We start from the raw sequence: 25,865 nt of genomic DNA, 5'->3' as shown, positions 1-25,865 counted from the left end.
TTCGGATTTTGATTAACGAAACTGCCATAATATGCGATGACTGAATCAGATCTAGGGAGGTTCTAAATACAAAAATGGCGGGAAAACTAATTGTATTTGAAGGTATAGAAGGATGCGGTAAAACTACGCAAATACAGCAAATTCAGCCGTGGTTAGCCGATCGCTTGTCGTTAAACCATTCTTCCGGGGGGAAACTCCACCAACGGGGGGTTCAAGTGACGCGGGAACCGGGGGGAACCCAGTTAGGTCAGCATTTGCGGGATTTACTACTTCACCATGATATCAGGGAACCTCTGAGCGATCGCAGTGAGTTATTATTATATGCGGCGGACCGCGCACAACATATCGAAACTCTGATTAAACCGCTGTTAGACCAGGGGACGATTATTTTATGCGATCGCTTTACCGACTCTACCCTAGCTTATCAGGGATATGGTCGGGGACTAGATTTGCAGCAAATTCACCAAATTAACCAGATCGCGACTGGGGGTGTTGTGCCGGACTTGACTCTGTGGTTAAATGTTCCTGTAGAAGCAGGACTCACCCGGATTAAAGCCAGAAAAAAAGCTGATCGCATTGAACAGGCTGATCTAGAATTTCACTATCGGGTTGCTGAGGGATTTGCGACTCTAGCCAAAATGTATCCCCAGCGGATTGTCCCTATTGATGGAAATGGCGATCGCGATCGTGTTACCCAACAAATCCAAAATATACTCAACCAAAAACTCCTAGAATGGGGGTTAATCTCAAATAATTATGGATGCGTTTAGCGATTTAATTGGACAACCTCAAGCGATCGAACTTCTGAGCCGAGTTATTGCCCAAAATCGGATCGCTCCCGCTTATTTATTCGTCGGGATACCCGGAGTAGGTCGTAGTTTAGCCGCTCAATATTTTATTGAATTATTATTGCAGAAAGGTCGCAAAAATCTGCTAAATTCATCCGAGGAAGACGCACACAAACAATCTATTAAACATCGAGTTAAGATGAGAAATCATCCCGATTTACTTTGGGTAGAACCCACCTATTTACACCAAGGAAAATTGCTGTCAGCAGCCGAAGCCGCCGCCTCTGGTCTCAAACGTCGCGCACCGCCACAAATTCGCCTTGATCAAGTCCGAGAAATTAGTCAGTTTGTCAGCCGTCCAGCTTTGGAGTCTCTGCGGTCTGTGGTGGTTTTAGAGGCGGCGGAAACTATGGCTGAGGGAGCGGCTAATGGTTTATTAAAAACCCTAGAGGAACCGGGTAAATCCGTGTTAATTTTAATTGCTCCCAGTGTGGATTCATTGTTATCTACCTTGGTTTCTCGCTGTGCCAAAATCCCTTTTTTTAGACTGTCAAATACTGATATAATTCAGATATTAACTCAAAAGGGTTATGGTGAAATTTGCCGTCATGCTGAGATCATGGCAATGGCGCAGGGTAGTCCCGGACAAGCGATCGCCTGTTGGGAACAATTACAAACTATTCCACCGGAACTATTAGCCAAAGTGAAAAAACTCCCCCAAAGTTTACGAGAATCTCTCGAATTAGCCGCAGAAATTAGCCGCTCTCTTGACACTCAGGCTCAGTTATGGTTAGTGGATTATCTGCAACATTCCTATTGGGAACAATACCATAATCCGGGGGTTAACGGTAACAATAGCCTAGCCATTCCCGGATTACTTCACCAGTTAGAACAGGCGAGAAAACATCTGCTGGCTTACGTTCAACCTCGCTTAGTCTGGGAGTGTACCCTAATGGCGATCGCCAATATTTAACCATGATTTCACCCAGTCATCAGCAGCAGTTATCAATAATTACAAAATCCCTCCTAAAATACTTTTGAGGTCATCAAAAATACCGATCGCCGCATTTAAACCGGTGCTAGTAGTATCTGCTGCATCAACCATAGTATCTTTAGTCGTCACCACCGTATCACTGGTTTGGTCGATGATATTACTAATTTGTTCCATCATATCCTTTAAACGGTTAGCAGCATCCAACAACTCCTCAATTCTACCCTGTTGAGATTCCGTAATTTCCTCAATTGTATCTTCAGCCGTTTTTTCCGCCACTTCCTGTAAGTTTTGTACCTTGTCTGTTACCCCCTCAACAATTTCATTAACCTGTTGCGTAAATTCGCTCAACACATCTTTCAGTTCAGGAATAGTTGTCCCGATAAAAGTTTCAAAATCGCCACTCCGTTCCTCAATTTCTGACTGGTGAGTTTCGATATCACTTTTCACCTCTTCAGCTATAAACTCTTGAGTTTCCGATAAGTTTTGTTCCTGTTCTGTACTCAGTTCCCCCGCCTTTTGCGTCAGAGCATTAAACGATTCTCCTACCTGGTTAATCACCTCAACCAACTCTGGCGTAACCGCTTCAACTCGGTTATAAAAATCAGATAAAGCAGCTTGAGTCTCTTCTAATTCTTGATTAACTTCTTCCTGTGCTGCTTCAATTTTTGACCGTAATTCCCCAAGTTCATTACTAACCGCTTCCCGTTCCGCCGCCAACTCTTCCCTCCCGGTCGCTATTTTTTCTAACAGTTCCTCAGCGCGTTCTTGTAGGCTTGACCAGTCAGTTTCCACTTCTTCCGTTATCGTTTCTAACTGTTGGCGAGAATTATCAATGCGGTCCTCTTCCAAGTCAATTTTTTCTAAAAATTGAGTCATCTTTAAAACCACTTCATTGGCTGCTTGTTCTAAAGTCATTTCTAACTCCTAATTTCCGTAATATCAAATTCTGCTGATTCCCATATATTTAGGGTGATTTAACCAAAAGAAACCCCAACTTTACTCGCCAAATTTCGCACCGAGTCTACTAAAAGTTCCATAGGTTGAATAAAGTCCTCTAACTGTTCGATTAGCGGACTAATTACTTGTCTATGACTAGCCGCATCATCTTTCGCACCCCTGAGTTTATCCATTATGTTGTCAAGGGTTTCTCTCACCTCAGACACCGCAGAATCAGTCAATTCTTTTAACTCCGTTTCGATTTTCTCCTGTAACTCATCCAGTAATTCATCAATTTTTGACTCAATAATGTCACTGGTAATTTCACCGATTTTAGTTTCAAATTCTCCCTGAATTTCCGTAAAACTATTACCCATTTCTTCCAGGCGATCGCTCACTTCCTCCTCAGCCTCATTCACCTGATCATTTAACTCTTCTACCTGTTCCTGAGCGCTATTTTTTGCCTCCTCAATTTTATCTCGCAAAACTTGAATAGCATCACTCAGGTTTTCTTGAGCCTCCAGAAGTCGCTGTTGACCCTCCTGCAACTTTGCCTGTAATTCAGTCAGGCTATTTTGTGCTTCTTCTCCCGCATTATTAATCTCATCATTACCCGACTCCAACTCCTCTTTCAGAGCGATTAATTTTTCCTGAGCCGTCTGCATTTCCGAGCTTAATTGTTGTTGAGCATCACTGATAATTTCTTGCCAACTTTCCGCAATATTATTAGTTTCCTCAACCTCACTTTCTATTTCCGTTTGTTGTTCCCCAACCTCCTGCTGAAATTCATTCAAAGCATCAGCTATTTGCTCCATCAAAGCCTCAATTAAACCCTGTTTTTCTTCAACATTAGACTCGAGGACACGCACCGCATCTTTAATTTCTGTAGCTCCCCCAATTAAACTATTTAATTTATCCGGTGCTACCGAAGACATTTGAGCCAAAGAATTATAAACTTCTTCCATTGTCACTTTTCCTTAATATTTGAATAAGCACAAGCAGCATTCAACCGTCAAACTCAAGATAAAATGCCTCCCAAACTCAAAACTTGTTTGATAGTTCCGGTGGCGACCTTAGCTGCTACAATTTGCGGTAAAATCGGAGTTAGTGATGAAGTAACGGTCGCTCCCACTTTCATCATAACCATATTTTCTCCTACCTCTTGAATCATATCCGAGACCACATCATCAATAGCATCTTTAAAGGAATCCTCTAAATTGTCCTTGAGCGAGTCCTCAGCATAATCTTTGACATTCTCAAAAATTGCGCTTCCCCTTTCTTGAAGATTATCGGCTACTGCCGCCGCTTGACTACCAAGGGTGTTATATACATCCGTCAAAACCCCCTTAAAATTACTAAAATCATCAGTAATTTCTGATAATTTATCTTGAGCCAAAAATTGGCTAAAGTTTCCCAACAATGATTCTAACGAGTCCCTATGATTATCGGAAATTTCCGTAACTAAACCCTCAAAATTACCTTCTGTTTCTTCCTGATTGGTTGTCACTCGTTCCTCAAGATCCGATATCGCATCACCCAAGGTTTCAAACACCCCGATAGTGGTTTCCATGGCTTGATTTATCGCTTCTGTTAGTTGCTCGAAGCTGTCTTTGAGTTCCTCAAATGTGGATTTGGTTTCATCCATATCCCCATCCATTTCCGCGATATCATTATCTAACTCAGATTCAAATGTGCTGTAATTTTCTTCGATATTGGCTGAGGTTTCATCTAGGCTACCTTCAGCATCAGAAATACTTTGTAGTAGTTCTTCTAAGGCCGAAATCAACTCCTCTTGAGCCGAGGTAACATTAGACTCTTCAGTTTCTAGGGTTTCCACCAAATTAGAAAATGAGGTTTCGACAATTTCTGGGGTTTCTTCCAGGTCGTCACTCTCCCCTTCCAATTGTTCACAGAGTTGATCAAGTTGATCATAGGCTTGATCTAAGACATTTAACAAGTTGGTTAAATTCTCAGCCGATTCTTCTAATGATTGACCAAAATCTTCAGCGATCGCCATGGTCTTAACTCCCTAAAATTAACCTAATAAATCTCTAACTCTTGACAACACATCTAAAACCGGTCGCACCGCGTCCACCACATTATTAATATTATCGATAATATCCCCCAATTGTCCGTCTAACATTTCCTCGGATTTCTCTCCAGCTTCTCCTAAAGCACTGAGAGCCTCACTCAGAGATTCTGCACTTCCTAAAAGCTGACTTTTCGCCTCATCCACAAATTTATTAGTTATCGTATTGATAGCGTCTTCCGAAGCCGTGTCTAAGGCATTTTCCATCTCGGATTTTTGGTTATTGCTTTCCGATCGCAATGTCTCAAAATCCGAGGCAATTTGTTCAATTTTAGCCTCAATTTCACCTTGTAAAGCCTCGAATTGCTCAAAAAGGCTGTTTTTTTGACTATTAAAACCCTCCTGCAATTGTTCTATTTTATTGCGAAATTCCTCCACATTAGCTTTAGCCGTTTCACTTTGGGTCTGGGTTTCCGCCTCTGATGTTTCCACCTGTTGGGAAAGTTCCAATAACCCCGAATTTGTTGACTCAGCCTCCGACTCTAAATCTGATAATATCTCGGCTGCGTGGCTTTTTAACTCATCTAACTTAGCTTTAATCTCCGCTAAAGTAGATTCTACTTTTTCATCAACTTCGCTAATTTTTTCCTGGAGACTGCTGAGGTTTTCTTTCGCCGTTTCTAGTTCACTCTCTATGGCTTCGTCCGTGCTGTTGAGAGCAGCGAGCATCGTTTCAAATTGAGCCTTAGCGGTGTCGCCAGCGACGGTTAAGTTATTATCGATCGCTGTCAGAAACTGCTCAACCAGAGTGACACTGATCATAGCTCGATCTACTTCTTCAGATAAGGCTTGGGTTCTCGCCTCATTCTGTTCGATTAAATCTTCAATGGTTGCAATATCTGCCATACTAACGTCCTCCCAATTTAATGATGGGGATGGGTTGAGAAAATTGCCGTGCTTTTATTATATGCTAACTCACACTGAGATGCCCACAATTACGTTACAATTTTTTATATAAATCAGGGCGGGTTTGTTTCATTACCATATTTATCGAGTTTTGGTCGGAAAATTTAGGTTTTTTTTAGAATTGACGAGGGAGGCAAAATCGATCATAATATATTCAGATAACTTAACTTAATCAGGGAGCGGACACCCTATATTGTGCATAACCCCCCCAAACATAACCCCCCAAAAATTATTATAATAGTTGATTGGATTAGTCGATATGTCTGAATCTAACCTAAACAAATGTGCTGTCATTAAATTGTGTATTCCCGGTAATAAAAAACCAGATCATCCTGTGTTTCAGTATGATTTATCTGCGGCTAAAGAAGTTATTTTGGGTCGTGGTAAAGATGCTCATATTGTAGTTGATTCTCTTCAATATACAATGGTATCGCGGTATCACGCCAAAATTAAGCCAGTATTAGAAGGTTCTGTAGAACTGTGGGAAATTGAGGATCTTAATAGTGTCAATGGCACTTTTATTAATGGTGTGCGTATGGCGGTAAATCATCCCCTCCAAGCAGGCGATCGCATTAAACTTAGTGAGGATGGACCCGAATTTGTATTTGAATATCAAACCAAGCCTCAGCCGCCAACTTCTGATAATTCTCTCCCACCCATTGCGGAACCGATAATTGAGTCGGAACCCGAACCGATAATTGAGTCAGAACCCGAACCGATAATTGAGTCAGAACCCGAACCCATAATTGAGTCAGAACCCGAACCGATAATTGAGTCAGAACCCGAACCCATAATTGAGTCAGAACCCGAACCGATAATTGAGTCAGAACCCGAACCCATAATTGAGTCAGAACCCGAACCCATAATTGAGTCAGAACCCGAACCTGTAGCGGAGTCGGAACCCGAACCTGTAGCGGAGTCAGAACCCGAACCTGTAGCGGAGTCAGAACCCGAACCTGTAGCGGAGTCAGAACCCGAACCTGTAGCGGAGTCAGAAGGGGAAGACGAAAAGAGTCAGAGTAAGATTTTCGGGATACAAGCAGGGGAAATATCAGCACCGGGTCGAAGTTTGTGGACTCTGAACCCAGAAGCGGATATCCGAACTTTAGGGGGACATTCTAACTCTGTGCGATCGGTTGCTTTCAGTGGAGATGGTAAAATGTTAGCCAGTGCGAGTGCTGACAAAACCGTTAAACTTTGGAACCTGAGTAATGGAGAAGAGATCCGCACATTTGAGGGACACAGATCAGGAGTTAATGCGGTTGCTTTCAGTCCCGACGGTCAAATTATAGCTAGTGGTAGCCAAGATAAAACCATCAAACTTTGGGATATTAATACAGGAGAAGAAATCCAATCCTTAGCGGGTCATAAAATGGCAGTTAATGCTATTGCTTTTGCGCCGAATGGTGAAATTATCGCCAGTGGCGGTGGTGATAAAACCGTGAAATTATGGAGCCGCGAAACTGGTTTAGAAACGCTCAATATATCAGGACACAGATTAGCTATAACTGCCTTATCCATCAGTCCTAATAGTGAAATTATCGCCAGTGGTAGTGGAGATAAAACCATTAAACTATGGCAGGTAAAAACAGGGGAGGAAATTTTGACTATTGAGGGTGGTAAAACGGCGATTAATGCTCTGATGTTTAGTCCAGATGGCAAAATTTTAATTGCTGGAATTGATGATAAAACGGTGAAAGTTTGGCAATGGGAAACGCAGACAGAAATCCGCACTATTTCCGGTTATAGTTGGCAAGTAGGAGCGATCGCCATTAGTCCCGATGGACAAAATCTAGCTAGTGGTAGTGAAGACAATCAGATCAAAATTTGGTGTATCTAAGATTTACAAAATGTTAAAAGATTAACCCAATCCAGGGAATATCTACTAAAATGGAGTAGAGAGTTTCCAGTATAATAGCAGGCGGCAGATTCATGGCTGAACTAACCTTAGAGTGGGCAGAAGAGGGAAGGTTGAATAGCGCCAGTATTCGAGCCAACCAACCCAGCAAACATCCGGGAGTTTTCCGTATAGGTAGAGATGGGAGTCGCTGTGATTTAGTGTGCGTGGATCAGACGGTATCCGGTCTACATATCGAAATTTTTTTTAGTCCAGAGAATCACCAATTTTATCTACGATCGCTACGGGAAAGTAACCCGCCAATTGTAGATGGTAAATTGCTACCTGTGGGTGAGGAACCCCTAAATAATGGCAGCCATATTCAGTTAGGAAATATAGATTTTAAAGTCACAGCGATCGCCGCTGGAACCCAGCCAGTGTCGGGAGGGTTAGAACTACCGCCACCACCACCGGAACCGCCACCACCGCCGCCAGTTTCTCCGGTTAAGAAAGCATTACCCTGGTTGGGTGGAGTGGTATTAATGATCGGCTTGGGATGGGGAGGATTTTGGGTGTATAAATGGCAGGCTGCTGCACCGATCAGAAATGCGATCGCGGAGGCGGAACAAGCACTAGACCAGGGAGCTAGTTATCATCAACAGGGTAATATGGTAGCATCCCAGGAGTCTTATGAGACTTGTAAAACGGCATTAACCATAGAACCGACAACTACCGGGATGACACCTGTATTAAAATCCGAGTTAACAAGACTGTTAAAAAGTTGTGAGGATGGTCATGCGGCGGTGTTAATGAAACAGGCGAATAGTTTAGCGGAAGCGGGTTCTTGGCGGGGTGCGATCGATATGGCTTTACAGGTTCCCGAAAATACTTCTTCCTACTCAGAAGCGCAAAATTTCTTTAAGCAAGCATCTCAACGGATGGAGGAATTAGCGCAGGAACAATATCGCCAAGGTAATTATCAGCAGGCGGTAAAAATTGCTGAAGCTATCCCCGAAACGAGTCCCAACGCCGCCAGAGTTAAGCAAGAACTTTCCCAATGGGAGCAGGAGTGGAATCGGAATGAGAATTACCTAGAAAATGCGAGACAGGCGTTGAACCGAGAGGCTTGGAGGGAGGCGATCGCAGAAACGGAAAGGGTAGCATTATTGGGGGAATCACCGCGACAAGATAGCGAATATTGGAAACAAAAAGTGCAACCAATTATCGATCGCGCTAATGATCAGAAACGGGAGGAAGAAAGACGCATTGCGGAACAACAGCGCCAAGAAAGGCTGAATGCGGAAGCAGCAGAAGCGAGGAGACTAGCGGAAGCCGCCAAGCGAGAAGCAGAAGCCGCCAAGCGAGAAGCAGAAGCCGCCAAGCAAGAAGCGCAACGACAAACCAATCAGCCACAGCCACAGCCAGAGCCACAGCCACAGCCACAGCCGCAGCCACAGCCACAGCCGCAGCCACAGCCACAGCCAGAACAAACCAATCAGCCACAGCCAGAACAAACCAATCAGCCACCCGCAACCACGGGAGATGTTCCACCACCTCCAGCAACACCATCAGCAATTCCTGAGCAGGTAGAAGGTCCTCTGCTGTGGTAATAGGCTAAATTAAAGTTAAGTTTTGGGGATTCGATTATGTCTTTAAAAACTGATAAAATCGCGACTAGAATACAGGAAATTCACAGATTTTTGGGGTTGAGAAGTGACCGAGACCCGGCTTATCTGGAAATTGCCCAAACCCTGGAACAGCTAGAGTCTGAGTTAAACAGCGGAAAACTGAGAGGTAAAATTGTTAGTAGTTCCCCGGAGATAGGCGAGAGTTTTGACAATCTATTAAGCGATCGCCCTAATTTGTTAGAATCCTATGAATGGGAAACTCAGGTAATCAGCCAAACCCAACCCCAGTTATCTCCAGAATTAATTATTGTTGATGGATTAAGCGGGTCAGAAATCCAGCGTTATCCTCTTTCGGAACATGAGATTATCCAAGTGGGTCGCCATCGTAGTTGTCGGGTAAAAATTCCCAATGAGTATCATTTAATTAGTAACAAACACGCGGAAATTAAACCCATTGTTAACGGTAATATTCGCGGCTGGGAAATTAACGATCTGAACAGTACCAATGGCAGTTTTATTAATAATACGCCGCTAGACAATCATCATTTATTAACTGCTGATGAGTCGATTTTTTTGGGTTCTGCAATACCAATTACAGGCTGTATTGCTTTACATCTACAAGCATCACAGCCAGTTAATTCATCAATCAGCAATGGAGCCAGCGCCAAGGCGTTAACTGATGCGGATATACTATATATAATCATTGATGAGGAACAGCATATAGAGAGTCATAAGTCGGCAATTCAGCAAGCAATTAAAAACCAAATAGAGCATATATTTGTAATTTTAGACTGTCAAAAATTTGAGGATATATATAACAGTTTAAATACCGAATATCCTGGCGTTGAGGTAATCGATTTGCCAGGAGATTTGGCAGCATATAATCCCGGAAATATTGAAGCAGAAGTGAAGCAGAAACTAGATAAACATTATGATTTTTTAGAAAAACTGGCAGCCAATCAGGGAGAAAAATTATTATTAAAACGCTTCAGCCAAAATATTCTTGAAAAACTAGAGGCGATCGAACAGGTTTTAGAACGAGAAATTGAGGCAGTTAAACAGAGCTGTCAACAAATGGAAGCACAGCTTAGTCTTTTACAGGCTAATGATTTAAAAGATGATATGAAAAAGGCTTTAAAAAAAGCTGGAGATGAGAAAGATAAGTTTTTCCGAATGCTTAAAAATGACCTCAATCAATCAAAAAATAATTTATTAGATGAGTTTCGGAAAAGTAGTTTATTCTATAAAATTCAGCAGTTTACTGATGATTTAAAATCCAGCGGAGTCCAGCGGGGCGCATATTTATATGTCCGACTACAAGCAGGAGATAATCCTAATGCTACGGGTCACTATCTGCACTTAAAAGCCATTCATGTTTGTCAAACAGAGTTGATCAAATGGTCTTCTGAAGAATGGCAAAGAATTGGTAATTTTTATGGCGGTGATGGTTTAAATGGGCTGCTAAAACGTATCTATGATATCCTGAACTTTGTGCCTAATTTATCATGGTCGGAATCCCTATTTCACCCCCCAGAAGATATAGATTTTAGAAGCATATTACAGGCTTCTGTGATTGAGCCAACTTTTGAGAGTCGATATAAACAACCGAGTTTGTTCGGTTATTTATTTAAAAATCTGAAAGGTCAGGTGATATCTGGTGTGGGAACTATTATGCTGATGGGTAGTTTATTTATTCCAGCGGGTGGGGATGTCAAAGGTAGGATAGTGGCGATATTGTTACCTATTTTTATGGTGACTACGCTGATATCTTATCATCAAGATAAAACCGCGAAAATTCAAGATAATACTGAAAAACTCAAGAAAGATATGAATAGCTATTATCAATCTTTCATTAAAAATATCAGCAATAATATTGTCCAAAATATGGGCTATGCTTTAGAACAGGAGGAAAGAAGAATTAGAGATGATTTAGAGGCGGTTAATGAGTGCTATAATGCTTATTTACTAAATAGCGAAAAACATCAGTTAGAGTTGCGGATGCAAAAAGACCAATATCAATCTAGCCAACGGAATTTGGAAAAAGATTTCGCGGAAGTGCAAAAATTCAAGAGACTTTAGTTATTAATCAGGGGATATTTTGACACCTAAGCGAGTTAAGTCTAACGCATAACCCCCAGTAACTAAATAAACGGAATCAGCATGAGTCCCCAGCAGTCGGACTAAACCCCCTAGCCGATCGCGAAAAAGGCGGCCCAAGGGATAAGGGGGAACCAACCCCCAACCGACTTCCTCAGCCACTAAAATCACGGGTCCAGTGACGGTTAATAAAACCTGTAATAACTCCGTAACCGCCTGTTCCCATTGTGATTCTTCCCAGTCCAATAAATTAGCCAACCAAGTCCCCAGAGAATCTACTAAAATACAATTATCCGCCGTTGCCACAGATGCTAAAGTAGTTGATAATGTGATGGGAACCTCTAAAGTTGTCCAATCGGAAGGGCGACGATCGCGATGTTTTTGAATGCGATCGCACCATTCGCGATCGTCATCATCAAAACCAGATGTGGCTATATAAATCACCGACTTGCGGTAATTTCTAGCGTAATTTTCCGCCCAATTTTCCGCCCACTCACTTTTACCCGATCGCACCGGACCAGTTACTAAAATTAATCTTCCCGTATCAGTCATCCCAATTTTTTGCTAATTGTCAACAGTTACCAAAACCACAGGTCAGCCACCCATGTCTAAATGGAAACTAACAACCGAATTTACATTCGATAGCGCCCACTATATCAAAGATTACAACGGCCCCTGTGGTCGCCTCCACGGACACACCTATAAAGTCCGAGTAGAAGCCACATCAAACCAACTGCACGGATCCGAATTTTGTCCCCACCCGGTGATGGTTGCCGATTTCCGCAGCCTGCGATGGGCCAAGAAAGATGTCAGCAAAGGCGGACTTGATCACGGTCTTCTCAATGAAATATTACCCCCCAACTACGAAACCACCGCCGAAATGATTGCCAAATTTATCTATGATGAAACCAAAAAGCGAGTCCCAGAGGGAGTACAGCTAAAAGTCATGGTTTCCGAAACAGCCAATTCCTGGGTTGAGTATGAAGACGAAACCTGATTTATAATAGGGACAGACCTTGGTTTGAGCAAATGAAAGTTCAATTTAATATTATCCGGCAAACTGCTTCAAGCGCGCCGCAAGTGCAAAGTTATCAGCTAGATGTTGATCCAGCTACTACTATTTTAGATAGTCTAAATCGGATCAAATGGGAACTTGACGGCACTTTAGCCTTTCGCAAAAACTGCCGAAATACCATCTGCGGTAGTTGTTCAATGAGGATTAATGGTCGCGCCGCCCTAGCTTGTAAAGAAAATGTGGCCAGTGAAGTCAAACGCCTACAAGACATTGCTGCTGCTAATTCAAGTTATACAGGCGGCGATGAGATTCCTGTATTAACCATTGCGCCCATGGGTAATATGCCTGTAATCAAAGACCTAGTGGTGGATATGACCCAATTCTGGGATAACCTGGAAGCGGTGGAACCTTATGTTAGTACACAGGCGCGTAAAATTCCTGAGCGGGAGTTTCTCCAGACTCCCGAAGAAAGGGAAAGTTTGAATCAAAATGGCAATTGTATCCTCTGTGGCGCTTGTTATTCTGAATGCAATGCCAAAGAGGTTAACCCGGCTTTTGTCGGTCCTCACGCCCTGGCTAAGGCTCAGAGAATGGTTGCTGATTCTCGTGACGCACGCACTGAGGAACGTTTAGAACAGTATAACCAGGATATTCAGGGAGTTTGGGGCTGTACCCGTTGCTACAACTGCAATACAGTTTGTCCGATGGAGGTGGCTCCTATGGACCAAATTGGTAAGATTAAGCATGAAATATTAGAACGTAAGCAGCCATCTGATAGTCGTCCTGTGCGCCACCGTAAGGTTATGGTTGAACTGGTGAAGCAAGGGGGATGGGTTGATGAGCGTAAATTTGGCTTAATGGTTGTGGGTAACTACTTACGAGATGTCCGAGGTATTCTCAGTATTGGTCCTTTGGGTGTTCGGATGCTTTTACGGGGTAAGTTTCCGTTTGGTTTTGAACCTTCTGAGGGAACTAAAACAGTGCGATCGCTCATTGAGTCTGTCCAAAGTTTGGAGAAGGAAAAGCCATAATTTCCCTGAACAATTAGCAGATTAAGTTAGCAGATTAAGCTACTAGGGTGGGTTGAGCAGTCTCGCATAACCCGCCCTTACTGTTTCTAGAAAATATTGAGTAATTAACTATGAGTGCATTAGTTTATCAAGGTGATTGCCTTAATATCATCAGCACTTGGGAGAAAGATAGCATTGATTTAATCTATCTTGACCCGCCATTTTTTTCGCAAAAAACCCATAAATTAACAACTAGAGATAGCCGCAAAGAGTTTTCTTTTCAAGATTTGTGGTCTTCTCATCAAGAATATGGGAATTTTATCTATCAACGTTTGCAAGAAATGTGGCGAATTTTGTCGCCATCTGGGTCTATTTTTGTTCATTGCGATCGCCATGCTTCACACCTGATTAGATTGTTGTTGGATGATGTTTTTAGTCCGCAAATGTTTCGCTCTGAAATTATTTGGCACTATAAACGCTGGTCTAATTCCCAGAAAGCCTTGCTACCAGCACATCAAACTATTTTTTACTATACCAAATCTGATGATTATACATTTAATTTTATTTATGGCGAATATTCGGAAACTACCAACGTAGATCAAATTCTCCAGCGCCGAAAACGAGATGAATATGGCAAGTCTATTTATGACAAAGACCTAGATGGTAATATTATCCCTAGTGGCGGTAAGAAAGGGGTTCCTCTTAGTGATGTTTGGGAAATACCCTATTTGAATCCTAAAGCTAAAGAAAGGGTCGGTTATCCTACCCAAAAACCGCTGCTTTTACTGGAACAAATTATTAAGATAGCTACCAATGAAGGTGATTTGATTTTAGATCCTTTCTGTGGTAGCGGTACCACTTTGGTGGCGGCTAGTTTACTCGGACGAAATTCTGTGGGAATTGATATATCTACTGATGCTGTCGAATTAACTAAAAAACGTTTGAGTGACCCGATTAAAACTAATTCTAATCTACTCACTAAAGGTCGCGATTCTTACAAAAATGTTGATGAAAGTGTGTTAGGACTACTATGGGGATTAGATTTTGCTGTGGTTCACAGAAATAAAGGAATTGATGCAATTCTTAGGTCTGATGTTAATGGTTGTCCTATTCCGGTTAGGGTTCAACGTAATCATGAGACTATAGTTGAGGCGGCTAACTATCTCTATAACGCCTCAAAAAATAAGAATGCTTTAGTTATGTTTTTGATTGCGATAAATGAAGGGGGCTATTTTTCGGATTTGGTCAGTTTACCCCCAGGTGTTAGGGTTATTAATGCGCCTGGATTATCCATCCTCAATTCATTAAGCCAATTAGATGATTGACCATTCATCTAGTTACCCAACCACCTCCCCGGTTAATTAACCCCAAAAATGGGTTAAATCTCTAGGGTTATTTGACTCAAAAATTAACTATTTTCTGTGGCTTTAGCTAGACGGTTAGCTAAATCGATGATATCCTCTCGACGCGCGATCGCCTTTACCCACTCGGAAGGTATTTGTTCAAAACCATAATAAATCCCTGCTAGACCTCCTGTAACCGCGCCAGTCGTATCGGTATCAGAACCTAAATTAACTGCTGTTAGGACAGCTTCAGCATAGGAAGAAGTCTTTAATAGACACCACAGAGATGCTTCTAAGGTATGAACTACATAACCATCAGAGGCGATCGCATTTTCCGGTAAACTTTCAATTTCACCAGTCCACACTCGTTTAAACTCTGGTAATTCCGACTTAAAGGGTGGTTTAGTATAAATAGCTTCAACCGCTTTAAGTCCTTCAATATAGGCGGTTTTGATATCCATACCCTGTAATAAACACACAGCAATACTAATGTAAATACCACAAGCCATTTGCGATCGCGGATGACCATGGGTAAGGCGAGAACAGTCGTGAACCCGTTTAATTAATTCGGGAAATTCCAGGGACTTATAACCATAAGCTAAAGGTAAAATTCGCATTAACGAGCCATTCCCATTATCACGAATATCTGTTCCTCCTGCTGCTATAGGTTCCACCCCTTCACGCAATCTACTAATCGCCCTGTAAGTAGTCCCACCAATATCAAACGCATTACCATAAGGTGTCCAGTAACCCTCATAAATCCACTTACAAAAAGCCTTAGCTATCTCATGCAAATTATAGCCATTACAGAGACTTTCAGCCAAACAAAAAGTCAGAGAACTATCATCAGACCAAGTTCCTGCGGGTTGATGGTAAGTACCATAGCCGACCATAGTTGTTATCGGTTTTTCTTGACAATCACTGCGGCTATTAAATTCTACCGGAACTCCCAGAGCATCGCCTACACAGACTCCCATTAAACCAGACAAAACTGGAGAATATTGCATTATTTTACCTCAATTGACTTGCTAACTTTTTGCCTCAAATTTGCCAATTCTTCGGAAATTTCAAGGGTCGGGAAAATCGGATGATCAAACCTACGATATTCTGGGGGAAGACTGGCAACCGAGGCGGCGGTGCGTTCAGCAATGGCGGCTAAAGGCTCTGGCTGATTGACCAGTTTTCCGTCTTTCATGACCAATTGCAATAAGCCGATAGATGATGGATTAATACTCTCGCTTTCGTCCATTAAACAGAGGCGATCGCCTTTCATTTTACCCCCTTCCATGAGCCGATAAATTTGCTTACGTCCCGGATAAGTCACCTTACTACTAGACTCTTTCATCACCGGAATACCATCAATTTCTACCAGCTTATAAACTCCATTAACCGGAGTTCCACTCACCAGTTTAGTCCCTATTCCGTAGCCATTAATAGGAGCCTCAGCCCCTTTTAAACGAGCAATTTCTACCTCGTCAATATCCCCACTAGCAAAAATTTCCACCTCTGGTAATAGCGATCGCACTTGTTTAGATAATTCTACCATATCTCCAGAGTCTAATCTTACCCCCTGCACCTGAATTTTTCCAGCTTTGACCTGTTCAGCTAACCGTTGTGCTGCTTTCACCGTGTCATAGGTATCAATTAACAAAGGTGCGCCGGGGAAATAATGGTGAAAAGCCTCAAAAGCCGCATCTTCATTTTCATCAATAGCAGCGATCGCCATTACCAAAGCATGAGCCATTGTTCCCCTTGGTTTTCTACCTAATTTCAAAGCCGCCAACACATTAGAAGTACCATCAAAACCCGCCCCCAAAGCCGCCCGCGCCGCCCACAAAGATGCTTGGGGACTAAAAGCCCGCCGAGTTCCAAACTCCAATAATTTCGCATCAGGTCCCGCTGCATCGCGCATTCTGGCTGCTTTGGTAGCAATTAAAGTTTGATAATTTATGGTATTTAAAAGGTAAGTTTCTACAATTTGAGCTTGCCATAAAGGAGCCTCAATTCGCAAGATTGGTTCATTCGCAAATACCGCCGTACCTTCCGGGACAGCCCACACATTCCCGCTAAATTTGGCTTCGGCTAACACCGACCAAAAGCGATTATTAACATGGCTGAAAATTCCCAATGATTGCAGTTGTTCAATTTGAGATGAGTTAAACTTGAGGTTTGCCAAATAGTCTAATGCCTGGGTTAAACCCATAGCTATTAAGTAACCAAAGTGATCCGGTAACTTTCTGGTGAACAGTTCAAAACTGGCGGGTTTATTCTCAATTCCTTCCCCCACATAACAGGCTGTCATTGTTAATTGATACAGATCTGTTAGTAAGCTATACTCATCAGGACTTAAAGACATAGCACGGTCTTCTGATGCAAAGTCCATGGGTTAGATACCTTGATATATATACTGTCTTTTCTAATTATATAGCCATTGGCGATGTACATCTAAACTTCCCTCGCCCTATCTGACTATTTGAGACAGAGGTTGGGGTGAAGGCGACGGATATCATGTAGGCGCGGGTTCTGCCCCCCTCTCCGACGGGGTTGTTAATTACATATACAACCCATAAGATTAGTCAATTCCTTATCTGGGATCAAGGAAATTTACGGTACATATAATCAATGCCATAACTAGCCCATATAAGGTTAAACATTAATTAAGATATGGTTAATTTTGGCTAAATTCCTGGTCAGAGCATTAAACCATGATAGACTGATAAATGGAGACTAGCATCTACAGAAGGTTAACCGCAAAACATCGTACAATGAGTTAGGTTGAAAAAATTAGTCATGAACGTTTGTATTGAAGATTGCACCCCTCGGTCTGCATCGGTGTTTTCACGTAGCAATTTGCGCTTAGAGTCTACCCTACAAGAATTGTCTCTGTATGACTTTCAAGTAGATCTAGATCAAGTGGGAATGGTGTTGGCGAAAATGTTTGAAACTAACCCCACTATCCCCGGAGTTATTTTAAACCATGATAGCCAGTTTATTGGCATGATTTCCCGGCGGCGTTTTTTGGAGCATCTCAGTCGTCCTTATGGTCGGGAACTGTTTTTACCTAGGTCTATTCGAGCCCTCTATAAATTGTCTCAGGTGGAGTTATTAATACTTCCCGGAGATACTCTGATAGTTGATGCAGCACGGCTGGCTATTATGCGATCGCCTGAACAAATTTATGAGCCAATTATTGTGCAAATTTCCGAGACTGATTATCGGCTATTAGATACCCAACAACTATTGATTTTTCAGTCTTTTATTCATCAACTAGCCACCGAATTATTACAAGAACAAACCCAGTCCCAATTAATGCAAACTGAAAAGTTAGCAAGTCTAGGTCAAATGGTCGCGGGAGTGGCTCACGAAATCCGTAATCCTGTAGGCTGCATTGTCGGAAATACTCACTGTTTAACTCAGTATTATGAAGATATTATGCAGTTAATTAACGCCTACGAACAGGAATTAATTACTCCCCGACCAAGTATTGAAGAGTTAAAAGAAGATATTGATTGGGAATTCCTCAAAAATGATGGCTTGCAAATGCTCAAAAGTATTCAAGTTTCTTCTGAACAGTTGAAGCACCTAGTCAACAGTTTACGCACCTTTTCCCACATGGAGAATAAACAAAGGCGGGAGACAGATATTCATGAATGTTTAGACAGTACCCTAATTATTCTAAAAAACCGCCTAAAAGTTGGGATTGATGTCATTAAAAGCTATGGGAATTTACCCAAGTTTTTGGGTTATTCTGGGCTGCTTAGTCAAGTATTTATGAATCTGTTGGCTAATGCGATCGATGCTTTAGAAGAAACCGCCAATCATAGCCCTAATACTGCCAAAATCTGGATTTCCACCCATGTAGCGGATAGTTGTCCTTCCCAATTGCGATCGCTCATAATTCCCCCAAAAAATAACCCAGAATATCCCCAAAATACAGAATCATCAGAAGACCCATTAACACCGAATAGCCAATATATTGTGATTCGGATTACCGACAATGGCCCTGGTATCCCCAAAGAAATCCAAAACCGGATTTTCGATAACTTTTTCACTACCAAGTCCGCCGAAAAAGGTACAGGTTTAGGACTAGCAATTAGTCATCAAATTATTTACGAGAAACATGGTGGTTGTTTGCATCTCCTTTCCACCCCCGGTATCGGCACCGAATTTGAGATAGTCTTACCTTTGATTTAGGAGTATGATATAATCCGGTAAGTACCCCACCCACATACATCTAAGTAAGTATTAGGTACAAACAGCAATGGCGGTAAAGACTAAGCCAATTTCCCTATCAGCCTCATTAACCAGACTAGACTTGCGGTTGATTTTCCCACAACCGGGAAAACTTAACTTAAAATAGCAGTATGGGAAATTAATCAGCAAAGACTAAGCCAATTTCCCTATCAGCCTCATTAACCAGACTAGACTTGCGGTTGATTTTCCCACAACCGGGAAAACTTAACTTAAAATAGCAGTGTGGGAAATTAATCAGCCGATAGATAGGAAGCCGTCAATATGCGAAGACGACAATTTTTAACTTTTGGCGCTCAATTGTGCGCCGCCACGATCGCCACATTAGGAAGCTACGGTTGGATCGCCAGAAGTGCCGCCACCACCCCTAACCCCAAAAGGTTAATCGTCCTATTTTTGCGGGGAGGAATTGACGGATTAAATGTAGTTGTCCCCTATGGCGACAGTGACTATTATCAGGCTAGACCAGCGATCGCCATTCCCCGACCCCAACAGGAGGGAGGCGCAATTAAGCTAGACCAACACTTTGGCTTACACCCCAGCCTAAACTCCCTGCTTCCGCTATGGAACCAAGGAAGTTTAGCTTTTGTTCACGCCTGCGGTTCTCCTGACCCCACCCGGTCTCACTTTGAGGCTCAACACTATATGGAAGTGGGTACACCAGGAAATAAAAGAACCCCCGACGGTTGGATGAACCGCCTACTGGGCTTGTTACCAGGACAAAACCCCGTAGATGCGGTGAGTGTCGGTCAGTCGATATCTGCCATTCTATCAGGTTCTCAGCCAGTTAGCAATATCTCCCTAGGTCGCAATGCCTCCCGCCAAATGCCCATAGATCGCGATCAGGTGCGAGCCACCTTTGACCGACTCTATGCCAATAATGACCCCCTCAGCGTGGCTTATCAGGAAGGTAGAAGCGCCCGCGATCAACTCATTAGGGAATTAGAGGCGGAAATGGTCGCCGCGAATAATGGTGCGCCTCTACCTGCTGGTTTAGCTGGGAATGCTCAACAATTAGCGACTTTGGTAGTGCGTGACCCACAGATTAGATTAGCATTTCTCGATGTTGGGGGATGGGATACCCATGTTAACCAGGGTTCAAGTCGGGGGTTAATGGCGAACCGTCTGGAAAGGTTAGGGGAGGGCTTGGTGGCGCTAGTGGATAGGCTGGGTTCCGTTTATAGCAATACCACTATTGTGGTGATGTCAGAATTTGGTCGCACAGTGCGAGAAAATGGCAATGGCGGCACTGATCACGGACGTGGTAATGTTTTATGGGTTTTGGGTGGTTCCGTGCGTGGTGGTCGCGTTTATGGGAGTTGGCCAGGTTTGTCTGACTCCGAGTTATACGAGGGACGGGATCTGGCTGTGACGACGGATTTTCGAGATGTGATTAGCCCGATTTTAACTTCTCAGTTTGGGTTAACTGCTTCTCAGTTAGGGCAGGTATTTCCAGGATACCGCCCCACTGGCAACTTTTCGGAGATTGTTTAATTGATGGAGGTTGTCCGGTTTGGGGTGTTCCCGGTCAGCCAACTTATTAACTATCCATCATCAATTGATTAATTGGGCATAATATCTCATGGGATTAACAGCAGAAAATCATGGTAAAATCAAACGAGTTGCCATTGTGGGTGGCACTCATGGCAATGAATGGACGGGAGTTTATTTGATTAAGAAATTTGAGCGATCGCCTGAATTATTGCGGCGTTCTAATTTTGAGACTTTCACACTATTAGCTAATCCCCGCGCCTGGGAAATTAATCGTCGCTATGTTGATCGTGATTTAAACCGCTGTTTTCGGCGGGAAGATTTAGAACATCCCAATTCTGATATTTATGAAATTCAGCGATCGCAATGGATAGCCAGCCAGTGGGGACCCCAAAGCCCATCTCCTGTTGATACCATCATTGATTTACACAGCAGCACCGCCCACATGGGATTAACCTTAATTTGGGTAAAAAATAATGCTTTTAATCGCCAAGTTACCGCCTATTTAAAAAGCATTTTTCCCGAAATAAATATCTACAGTTGGATCGAATCTGAATCGGAACCGGCAAACCCCTCCCTCAAATCTTTGTCTAATTACGGATTTTCCATCGAAGTCGGACCCATTGCGCCAGGGATGTTAGATGCGGCATTATTTCTGAAAGCGGAAAAGGTGATTTATGCGATTTTAGACTACATAGAAAAGTATAATCGGGGGGAGATTATCCACAGCGATCGCACTCTCACCATATACCAGTTTATCAAACAGATAGACTATCCCCGCACGGCGACGGGGGAACTCGCCGCCATGATTCACCCACAACTACAGGGGAGGGATTATCAACAGCTAAACCCGGGCGATCCGATGTTTTTACAGTTTGACGGAACCACCATTTATTACCAGGGAGAAACCCCCGTCTGGCCGATTTTTATCAATGAGGCAGCCTACTACGAAAAAGCGATCGCCATGATTTTCACCGAACCCCAAACCTTAATAATTAATAATTAATAATTAATAATTGTCGGGGTGGGTTCCGCTGTCAATTTTCTGCCCATGAGAAACCCGGTTTATTTGAGAAACCGGGTTTCTTGACCACGGCGATAATTAATAATTGTCGGGGTGGGTTCCGCTGTCAATTTTCTGCCCATGAGAAACCCGGTTTCTTTGAGAAACCGGGTTTCTTGACCACGGCGATAATTAATAATTGTCGGGGTGGGTTCCGCTGTCAATTTTCTGCCCATGAGAAACCCGGTTTATTTGAGAAACCGGGTTTCTTGACCACGGCGATAATTAATAATTGTCGGGGTGGGTTCCGCTGTCAATTTTCTGCCCATGAGAAACCCGGTTTATTTGAGAAACCGGGTTTCTTGACCACGGCGATAATTAATAATTGTCGGGGTGGGTTCCGCTGTCAATTTTCTGCCCATGAGAAACCCGGTTTCTTTGAGAAACCGGGTTTCTTGACCACGGCGATAATTAATAATTGTCGGGGTGGGTTCCGCTGTCAATTTTCTGCCCATGAGAAACCCGGTTTCTTTGAGAAACCGGGTTTCTTGACCACGGCGATAATTAATAATTGTCGGGGTGGGTTCCGCTGTCAATTTTCTGCCCATGAGAAACCCGGTTTATTTGAGAAACCGGGTTTCTTGACCACGGCGATAATTAATAATTGTCGGGGTGGGTTCCGCTGTCAATTTTCTGCCCATGAGAAACCCGGTTTATTTGAGAAACCGGGTTTCTTGACCACGGCGATAATTAATAATTGTCGGGGTGGGTTCCGCTGTCAATTTTCTGCCCATGAGAAACCCGGTTTCTTTGAGAAACCGGGTTTCTTGACCACGGCGATAATTATTCATTGTCGGGGTGGGTTCCGCCGTCAATTTTCTGCCCATGAGAAACCCGGTTTATTTGAGAAACCGGGTTTCTTGACCACGGCGATAATTATTCATTGTCGGGGCGCGCCTCCCACCCTTTATCATGAGAAACCCGGTTTATTTGAGAAACCGGGTTTCTTGACCACGGCGATAATTATTCATTGTCGGGGTGGGTTCCGCCGTCAATTTTCTGCCCATGAGAAACCCGGTTTCTTTGAGAAACCGGGTTTCTTGACCTCTGTGCCGTTCACCCGATAGGTGATCCCTCTGACTCACCCTACGAGGATGATAATTATTAATTATTAATTATTAATTATTAATTGTCGGGGTCGATTCGCATCAGGGGTTGTCCATATTCCACAGGTGCGCCATTAGCTACCAAAATTTCCATAACTTGACCAGAAACCTCAGCCTCAATTTCATTCATCAGCTTCATGGCTTCGATGATACAGACAGTTTGACCGTTAGTGACTCGATCGCCATTATCCACAAATGGCGGCTCATCAGGAGCCGGAGAACGGTAAAAAGTTCCCACCATGGGGGATGTTACCTCTACCCATTTAGCGTCAACCGGACTAGAGACCTTTCCTGTGGCGGCAGTAGTCTGGGTGCTGGTGGCGGTTGATTCTGATAAGCGATCGCCAGTAGAAACCGTCCCTGGAGGCGACACCAACTCCGCACTAGGAAACCCACCACTGAGGGCGACATCAACAGAAGATAGAGGGCGATCGATAGAACTGCCACCTTTGCGTACCATCAACTCAAAATCACTACTTTTGAGCGTCAGTTCGGAAATATTAGTTTTATCGATGTCAGCCAGCAGTTCTCGAAGCTGGTTGAGATCTAGTTGCACAGTTGGTATATCTCCCTAAAAATAACATTGTCGAAAATTATGGGCGATCGCCCATATCATGTTACCCAGAAATTTGGTTAACACTGGAAGCATTAATCGCGACCCTGATAACTATCGTTGCGGGTATCGATGCGAATACGCTCACCCACAGAAATAAACAGAGGAACCATCACAGTTGCGCCTGTTTGTAGGGTAGCTGGTTTCGTGCCACCCGTCGCGGTATCGCCTTTAACTCCTGGATCTGTTTCCGTCACTTCTAGGCTAACGGAGTTGGGAAGTTCCACCTCTAGCACTTGGTCATTCCAGTAGAGTACATTAACTTCCATACCTTCGATCAGGTATTTAACCCCATTACCAATCTGATCAGGAGTTAGGTGAGCTTCCTCGAAGGTGTCCATGTCCATGAACACATAATCATCACCATCTTTATAGGTATGTTGCATGGTCTTTTTCTCCAGGTTCGCCTGGGGAACTGTCTCCCCAGCCCGGAATGTCCGTTCCATGACGTTACCCGTCTGTGCGTTTTTTAGTTTGGTGCGGACAAAGGCGGAACCCTTTCCTGGCTTAACGTGGAGGAATTCTACCACCCGCCACACAGTTCCGTCTAATTCAATACTGACACCTGTGCGAAAGTCGTTACTCGAAATCATGGGAGCATCTTCACCTGGGCTGAACAATCGGCATTTATTTTACCCTAATCGGTGCTTTATGATGGGGTTCGGTGAGAGTTCTTAACAATTCTGCTAAAATCGGGGAAATTTCCCGCAAGTCCTGAAAACTCCCCCTAGCTATGCCAGATTTTGTCCTTGATGTCAAAAACCTACAGGTTCAGTTTAAATCTGACCAGAGAATCACGCGCGCGGTCGATCAGATTTCCTTTCAGGTCAAACCCGGACAGACCCTAGGAATTGTTGGGGAGTCCGGGTCAGGAAAATCTGTCACGTCTTTAGCAATTATGGGGTTGCTGTCCCCGGCTACATCTCAAGTGGGGGGAGAAATCTGGTTTCGGCCAGGAAACCCCCAGGCGGATGAAGCTGATCACAACAATGATAGCACAGAAGGAGCGATCGATTTACTACAACTGCCAGAATCTCAAAAGCAGCAATTTCGCGGCGGTGAAATCTCTATGATATTTCAGGAACCGATGAGTTCCCTCAACCCGGTTTATACGATTGGTTTTCAACTGATAGAAGCTATCCGACAGCATCAGGATATTACCCCCCGTGAAGGATTATGGAAAGCGACGAGTTTATTGCAGGAAGTCAAACTGTTACCTAGTGATGAGCAAATCCTCAAGCAACTACAGTTAGAAACTCCCCCGAATAATGATGATATTAATAACCCACCCTCACAGCGGGAGTGGCAAACTCGGATAAATGACCAAAAACGAGCATTTCTCGATCGCTATCCTCACGAACTCTCTGGGGGGCAACTGCAACGGGTAATGATTGCGATGGCTATTTCCTGCAATCCCACATTATTGATTGCTGATGAACCGACGACGGCTTTGGATGTGACAGTACAAGCGACTATTTTAGACCTGCTGCGAGAATTACGCGATCGCCGAGGAATGTCGATAATTTTCATTACCCACGATTTCGGAGTTATTGCCGAAATTGCCGATACAGTCGCGGTGATGTATCAGGGTAAAATCGTGGAATTAAACCCGATTCATCAACTGTTTAATAACCCCCAACATCCCTACACCAAGGGATTGCTGGCTTGTCGTCCCACATTGGAAACCCGACGGGGGGCAAAACTGCCCACGATTGCGGATTTTATGGAAGTTGTCAGCACGGAATCTGGCACAAAAATTAGAGGCATTGACTCTCAGGAAAACCTCGCTAATGAGACGCGGGAGACAGCCGAGAAGGTTCCCAGCAACCCGGATAATTCGCCGTTGTTATCGGTGCAAAATTTGCGAGTAGGATTTAAAATTCCTGGGGTGTTAGGAGGTACTCAAAGACTATTTATGGCAGTTGATGATGTGTCTTTTGATGTATTCCCCGGAGAAACATTAGGATTGGTGGGAGAGTCTGGCTGCGGGAAAAGTACCCTATCTAGGGCGATTTTACAACTGATTCTCCCCCATAGCGGTCGGGTGATTTTTGCTGGGGAAGATATTACAAATTATCAGCCTTCTGGTCCTTGGATTAATCGTTTAAAAGACTATCGCCAACGCCGGGAATTTCAGCAAAAAATGAAGTGGGTGCGGCGGGAGATGCAAATTGTGTTCCAAGACCCGTTTAGTTCCCTTGACCCCCGTTTAACCATTGGGGATGCGGTGATGGAACCCCTGTTAATTCACTCGGTCGGGAACTATAAACAAAGGCGCGATCGCACTGCTTATTTATTAGAAAGAGTCGGACTGAACCCGGATTTTATGAGACGCTATCCCCACGAGTTTTCGGGAGGACAAAGACAACGGATTTGTATTGCTAGGTCTCTGGCTTTAAACCCCAAATTTATCATCTGTGACGAGTCGGTGTCAGCTTTGGATGTTTCTGTACAAGCCCAGGTGTTAAACCTGCTGAGGGAGCTACAAAGGGAGTTTGAGCTAACATATATCTTTATCTCCCATGATTTGAGTGTGGTTAAATTTATGAGCGATCGCATTGTAGTCATGAACCAAGGCAAAATCGAGGAAATCGGAGACTCAGAGGAGATTTATCGCCATCCTCAACAGGAATATACCCGCCGACTAATCGCCTCTATTCCCACCGGAGATATCCAACGAGTTGCCAGTTAACTATCA

The 25,865-nt window shown here is 43.5% G+C and carries 24 protein-coding genes; 13 read left to right on the top strand and 11 right to left on the bottom strand.

Annotated features, from left to right (window positions below; all coding sequences use genetic code 11):
• The first annotated feature begins 74 nt into the window (after positions 1-74).
• Together tmk and HFV01_RS10035 are read left to right on the top strand one after the other, a co-directional pair.
• Positions 75-770, top strand: coding sequence for a dTMP kinase (gene tmk, locus HFV01_RS10040; RefSeq protein ID WP_193521058.1), 696 nt, complete (start codon positions 75-77; stop codon positions 768-770).
• The gene (locus HFV01_RS10035) at positions 757-1,761 is read left to right on the top strand and encodes a DNA polymerase III subunit delta' (protein ID WP_006670647.1); all 1,005 of its coding nucleotides are present in this window, start codon (positions 757-759) and stop codon (positions 1,759-1,761) included. The genes tmk and HFV01_RS10035 overlap by 14 nt, the downstream gene beginning before the upstream one ends.
• Positions 1,762-1,800: 39 nt before the next feature.
• On the opposite strand, the gene HFV01_RS10030 is transcribed toward HFV01_RS10035, so the two are convergent.
• The 4 genes from HFV01_RS10030 to HFV01_RS10015 are packed head-to-tail and all read right to left on the bottom strand — an operon-like array spanning position 1,801 to position 5,653.
• Positions 1,801-2,697: a coiled-coil domain-containing protein gene (locus tag HFV01_RS10030; RefSeq protein WP_006624996.1), complete on the bottom strand. Its 897-nt coding sequence runs from the start codon at positions 2,695-2,697 to the stop codon at positions 1,801-1,803.
• Between the two features lie 59 nt (positions 2,698-2,756).
• Entirely contained in the window at positions 2,757-3,683 is a 927-nt protein-coding gene (locus HFV01_RS10025) for a coiled-coil domain-containing protein (RefSeq protein WP_006624995.1), read from the bottom strand.
• A 53-nt stretch (positions 3,684-3,736) separates the two neighbouring features.
• Positions 3,737-4,735 carry a hypothetical protein gene (locus HFV01_RS10020; RefSeq protein ID WP_006624994.1) on the bottom strand — a complete coding sequence of 333 codons (999 nt, stop codon included), beginning with the start codon at positions 4,733-4,735 and terminating at the stop codon, positions 3,737-3,739.
• Positions 4,736-4,753: 18 nt separating this feature from the next.
• Positions 4,754-5,653 carry a hypothetical protein gene (locus HFV01_RS10015; RefSeq protein WP_193521057.1) on the bottom strand — a complete coding sequence of 300 codons (900 nt, stop codon included), beginning with the start codon at positions 5,651-5,653 and terminating at the stop codon, positions 4,754-4,756.
• Positions 5,654-5,972: 319 nt separating this feature from the next.
• On the opposite strand from HFV01_RS10015, the gene HFV01_RS10010 reads away from it, so the two are divergent.
• The 3 genes from HFV01_RS10010 to HFV01_RS10000 all read left to right on the top strand — a co-directional run bounded on the left by HFV01_RS10010 (position 5,973) and on the right by HFV01_RS10000 (position 11,257).
• The gene (locus HFV01_RS10010) at positions 5,973-7,553 is read left to right on the top strand and encodes a WD40 domain-containing protein (RefSeq protein ID WP_193521056.1); all 1,581 of its coding nucleotides are present in this window, start codon (positions 5,973-5,975) and stop codon (positions 7,551-7,553) included.
• A gap of 92 nt (positions 7,554-7,645) precedes the next feature.
• On the top strand, positions 7,646-9,160 hold the full coding sequence (locus HFV01_RS10005) for an FHA domain-containing protein (RefSeq protein WP_006624991.1): 1,515 nt from the start codon (positions 7,646-7,648) through the stop codon (positions 9,158-9,160).
• 36 nt (positions 9,161-9,196) lie between these two features.
• Positions 9,197-11,257, top strand: a complete 2,061-nt coding sequence (locus HFV01_RS10000; protein ID WP_187757685.1) for an FHA domain-containing protein — start codon at positions 9,197-9,199, stop codon at positions 11,255-11,257.
• Between the two features lie 3 nt (positions 11,258-11,260).
• On the opposite strand, the gene cobU is transcribed toward HFV01_RS10000, so the two are convergent.
• Positions 11,261-11,827 (bottom strand): bifunctional adenosylcobinamide kinase/adenosylcobinamide-phosphate guanylyltransferase, encoded by a 567-nt coding sequence (gene cobU, locus HFV01_RS09995; RefSeq protein WP_006624989.1) that lies wholly within the window; start codon positions 11,825-11,827, stop codon positions 11,261-11,263.
• A gap of 52 nt (positions 11,828-11,879) precedes the next feature.
• Here cobU and HFV01_RS09990 point away from each other — a divergent pair, with 52 nt between their 5' ends.
• From HFV01_RS09990 to HFV01_RS09980, 3 genes are all read left to right on the top strand, one after another.
• On the top strand, positions 11,880-12,272 hold the full coding sequence (locus HFV01_RS09990) for a 6-pyruvoyl trahydropterin synthase family protein (protein WP_006670643.1): 393 nt from the start codon (positions 11,880-11,882) through the stop codon (positions 12,270-12,272).
• A gap of 32 nt (positions 12,273-12,304) precedes the next feature.
• Complete coding sequence (locus HFV01_RS09985; RefSeq protein ID WP_006624987.1) at positions 12,305-13,321, top strand: succinate dehydrogenase/fumarate reductase iron-sulfur subunit; 1,017 nt, start codon at positions 12,305-12,307, stop codon at positions 13,319-13,321.
• Between the two features lie 110 nt (positions 13,322-13,431).
• A complete protein-coding gene (locus HFV01_RS09980) occupies positions 13,432-14,625 on the top strand; it encodes a DNA-methyltransferase (protein WP_006624986.1) in 1,194 nt (397 codons plus the stop codon).
• 83 nt (positions 14,626-14,708) lie between these two features.
• Here the strand turns inward: HFV01_RS09980 and HFV01_RS09975 are convergent, their stop codons facing one another.
• Positions 14,709-15,650: an ADP-ribosylglycohydrolase family protein gene (locus HFV01_RS09975; RefSeq protein WP_193521055.1), complete on the bottom strand. Its 942-nt coding sequence runs from the start codon at positions 15,648-15,650 to the stop codon at positions 14,709-14,711.
• Complete coding sequence (locus HFV01_RS09970; protein ID WP_006624984.1) at positions 15,650-17,026, bottom strand: nicotinate phosphoribosyltransferase; 1,377 nt, start codon at positions 17,024-17,026, stop codon at positions 15,650-15,652. The genes HFV01_RS09975 and HFV01_RS09970 overlap by 1 nt, the downstream gene beginning before the upstream one ends.
• Before the next feature lie 407 nt (positions 17,027-17,433).
• Between HFV01_RS09970 and HFV01_RS09965 the strand changes: the two genes are divergently transcribed.
• The 3 genes from HFV01_RS09965 (at position 17,434) to HFV01_RS09955 (ending at position 21,391) form a co-directional block, all read left to right on the top strand.
• On the top strand, positions 17,434-18,837 hold the full coding sequence (locus HFV01_RS09965) for a sensor histidine kinase (protein WP_006624983.1): 1,404 nt from the start codon (positions 17,434-17,436) through the stop codon (positions 18,835-18,837).
• 321 nt (positions 18,838-19,158) lie between these two features.
• Positions 19,159-20,388: a DUF1501 domain-containing protein gene (locus HFV01_RS09960; protein WP_006670640.1), complete on the top strand. Its 1,230-nt coding sequence runs from the start codon at positions 19,159-19,161 to the stop codon at positions 20,386-20,388.
• 88 nt (positions 20,389-20,476) lie between these two features.
• Positions 20,477-21,391: an aspartoacylase gene (locus tag HFV01_RS09955; protein ID WP_006624981.1), complete on the top strand. Its 915-nt coding sequence runs from the start codon at positions 20,477-20,479 to the stop codon at positions 21,389-21,391.
• Positions 21,392-21,450: 59 nt separating this feature from the next.
• Here the strand turns inward: HFV01_RS09955 and HFV01_RS09950 are convergent, their stop codons facing one another.
• A complete protein-coding gene (locus tag HFV01_RS09950; RefSeq protein WP_193521054.1) occupies positions 21,451-21,624 on the bottom strand; it encodes a hypothetical protein in 174 nt (57 codons plus the stop codon).
• 105 nt (positions 21,625-21,729) lie between these two features.
• Complete coding sequence (locus HFV01_RS30455; RefSeq protein ID WP_318286234.1) at positions 21,730-21,996, bottom strand: hypothetical protein; 267 nt, start codon at positions 21,994-21,996, stop codon at positions 21,730-21,732.
• Positions 21,997-22,029: 33 nt separating this feature from the next.
• Here HFV01_RS30455 and HFV01_RS09940 point away from each other — a divergent pair, with 33 nt between their 5' ends.
• A complete protein-coding gene (locus HFV01_RS09940) occupies positions 22,030-22,515 on the top strand; it encodes a hypothetical protein (RefSeq protein WP_193521053.1) in 486 nt (161 codons plus the stop codon).
• A 58-nt stretch (positions 22,516-22,573) separates the two neighbouring features.
• On the opposite strand, the gene accB is transcribed toward HFV01_RS09940, so the two are convergent.
• A complete protein-coding gene (accB, locus tag HFV01_RS09935) occupies positions 22,574-23,110 on the bottom strand; it encodes an acetyl-CoA carboxylase biotin carboxyl carrier protein (protein WP_006624978.1) in 537 nt (178 codons plus the stop codon).
• 92 nt (positions 23,111-23,202) lie between these two features.
• Complete coding sequence (gene efp, locus HFV01_RS09930) at positions 23,203-23,760, bottom strand: elongation factor P (RefSeq protein WP_006619604.1); 558 nt, start codon at positions 23,758-23,760, stop codon at positions 23,203-23,205.
• Between the two features lie 140 nt (positions 23,761-23,900).
• Here efp and HFV01_RS09925 point away from each other — a divergent pair, with 140 nt between their 5' ends.
• Positions 23,901-25,859, top strand: coding sequence for an ABC transporter ATP-binding protein (locus HFV01_RS09925; RefSeq protein ID WP_193521052.1), 1,959 nt, complete (start codon positions 23,901-23,903; stop codon positions 25,857-25,859).
• Positions 25,860-25,865: the final 6 nt, after the last annotated feature.

Source organism: Limnospira fusiformis SAG 85.79, from assembly GCF_012516315.1.
Classification (GTDB): Bacteria; Cyanobacteriota; Cyanobacteriia; order Cyanobacteriales; family Microcoleaceae; genus Limnospira; species Limnospira fusiformis.
Note: the sequence above shows the minus strand (reverse complement) of the source record. Positions and strands in the feature narration are given on the sequence as shown.

Coding starts and splice junctions, on each gene's coding strand:
- tmk (WP_193521058.1), top strand. CDS start 75: ATGGCGGGAAAACTAATTGTATTTGAAGGTATAGAAGGATGCGGTAAA.
- HFV01_RS10035 (WP_006670647.1), top strand. CDS start 757: ATGGATGCGTTTAGCGATTTAATTGGACAACCTCAAGCGATCGAACTT.
- HFV01_RS10030 (WP_006624996.1), bottom strand. CDS start 2,697: ATGACTTTAGAACAAGCAGCCAATGAAGTGGTTTTAAAGATGACTCAA.
- HFV01_RS10025 (WP_006624995.1), bottom strand. CDS start 3,683: ATGGAAGAAGTTTATAATTCTTTGGCTCAAATGTCTTCGGTAGCACCG.
- HFV01_RS10020 (WP_006624994.1), bottom strand. CDS start 4,735: ATGGCGATCGCTGAAGATTTTGGTCAATCATTAGAAGAATCGGCTGAG.
- HFV01_RS10015 (WP_193521057.1), bottom strand. CDS start 5,653: ATGGCAGATATTGCAACCATTGAAGATTTAATCGAACAGAATGAGGCG.
- HFV01_RS10010 (WP_193521056.1), top strand. CDS start 5,973: ATGTCTGAATCTAACCTAAACAAATGTGCTGTCATTAAATTGTGTATT.
- HFV01_RS10005 (WP_006624991.1), top strand. CDS start 7,646: ATGGCTGAACTAACCTTAGAGTGGGCAGAAGAGGGAAGGTTGAATAGC.
- HFV01_RS10000 (WP_187757685.1), top strand. CDS start 9,197: ATGTCTTTAAAAACTGATAAAATCGCGACTAGAATACAGGAAATTCAC.
- cobU (WP_006624989.1), bottom strand. CDS start 11,827: ATGACTGATACGGGAAGATTAATTTTAGTAACTGGTCCGGTGCGATCG.
- HFV01_RS09990 (WP_006670643.1), top strand. CDS start 11,880: ATGTCTAAATGGAAACTAACAACCGAATTTACATTCGATAGCGCCCAC.
- HFV01_RS09985 (WP_006624987.1), top strand. CDS start 12,305: ATGAAAGTTCAATTTAATATTATCCGGCAAACTGCTTCAAGCGCGCCG.
- HFV01_RS09980 (WP_006624986.1), top strand. CDS start 13,432: ATGAGTGCATTAGTTTATCAAGGTGATTGCCTTAATATCATCAGCACT.
- HFV01_RS09975 (WP_193521055.1), bottom strand. CDS start 15,650: ATGCAATATTCTCCAGTTTTGTCTGGTTTAATGGGAGTCTGTGTAGGC.
- HFV01_RS09970 (WP_006624984.1), bottom strand. CDS start 17,026: ATGGACTTTGCATCAGAAGACCGTGCTATGTCTTTAAGTCCTGATGAG.
- HFV01_RS09965 (WP_006624983.1), top strand. CDS start 17,434: ATGAACGTTTGTATTGAAGATTGCACCCCTCGGTCTGCATCGGTGTTT.
- HFV01_RS09960 (WP_006670640.1), top strand. CDS start 19,159: ATGCGAAGACGACAATTTTTAACTTTTGGCGCTCAATTGTGCGCCGCC.
- HFV01_RS09955 (WP_006624981.1), top strand. CDS start 20,477: ATGGGATTAACAGCAGAAAATCATGGTAAAATCAAACGAGTTGCCATT.
- HFV01_RS09950 (WP_193521054.1), bottom strand. CDS start 21,624: ATGGGCAGAAAATTGACAGCGGAACCCACCCCGACAATTATTAATTAT.
- HFV01_RS30455 (WP_318286234.1), bottom strand. CDS start 21,996: ATGGGCAGAAAATTGACAGCGGAACCCACCCCGACAATTATTAATTAT.
- efp (WP_006619604.1), bottom strand. CDS start 23,760: ATGATTTCGAGTAACGACTTTCGCACAGGTGTCAGTATTGAATTAGAC.
- HFV01_RS09925 (WP_193521052.1), top strand. CDS start 23,901: ATGCCAGATTTTGTCCTTGATGTCAAAAACCTACAGGTTCAGTTTAAA.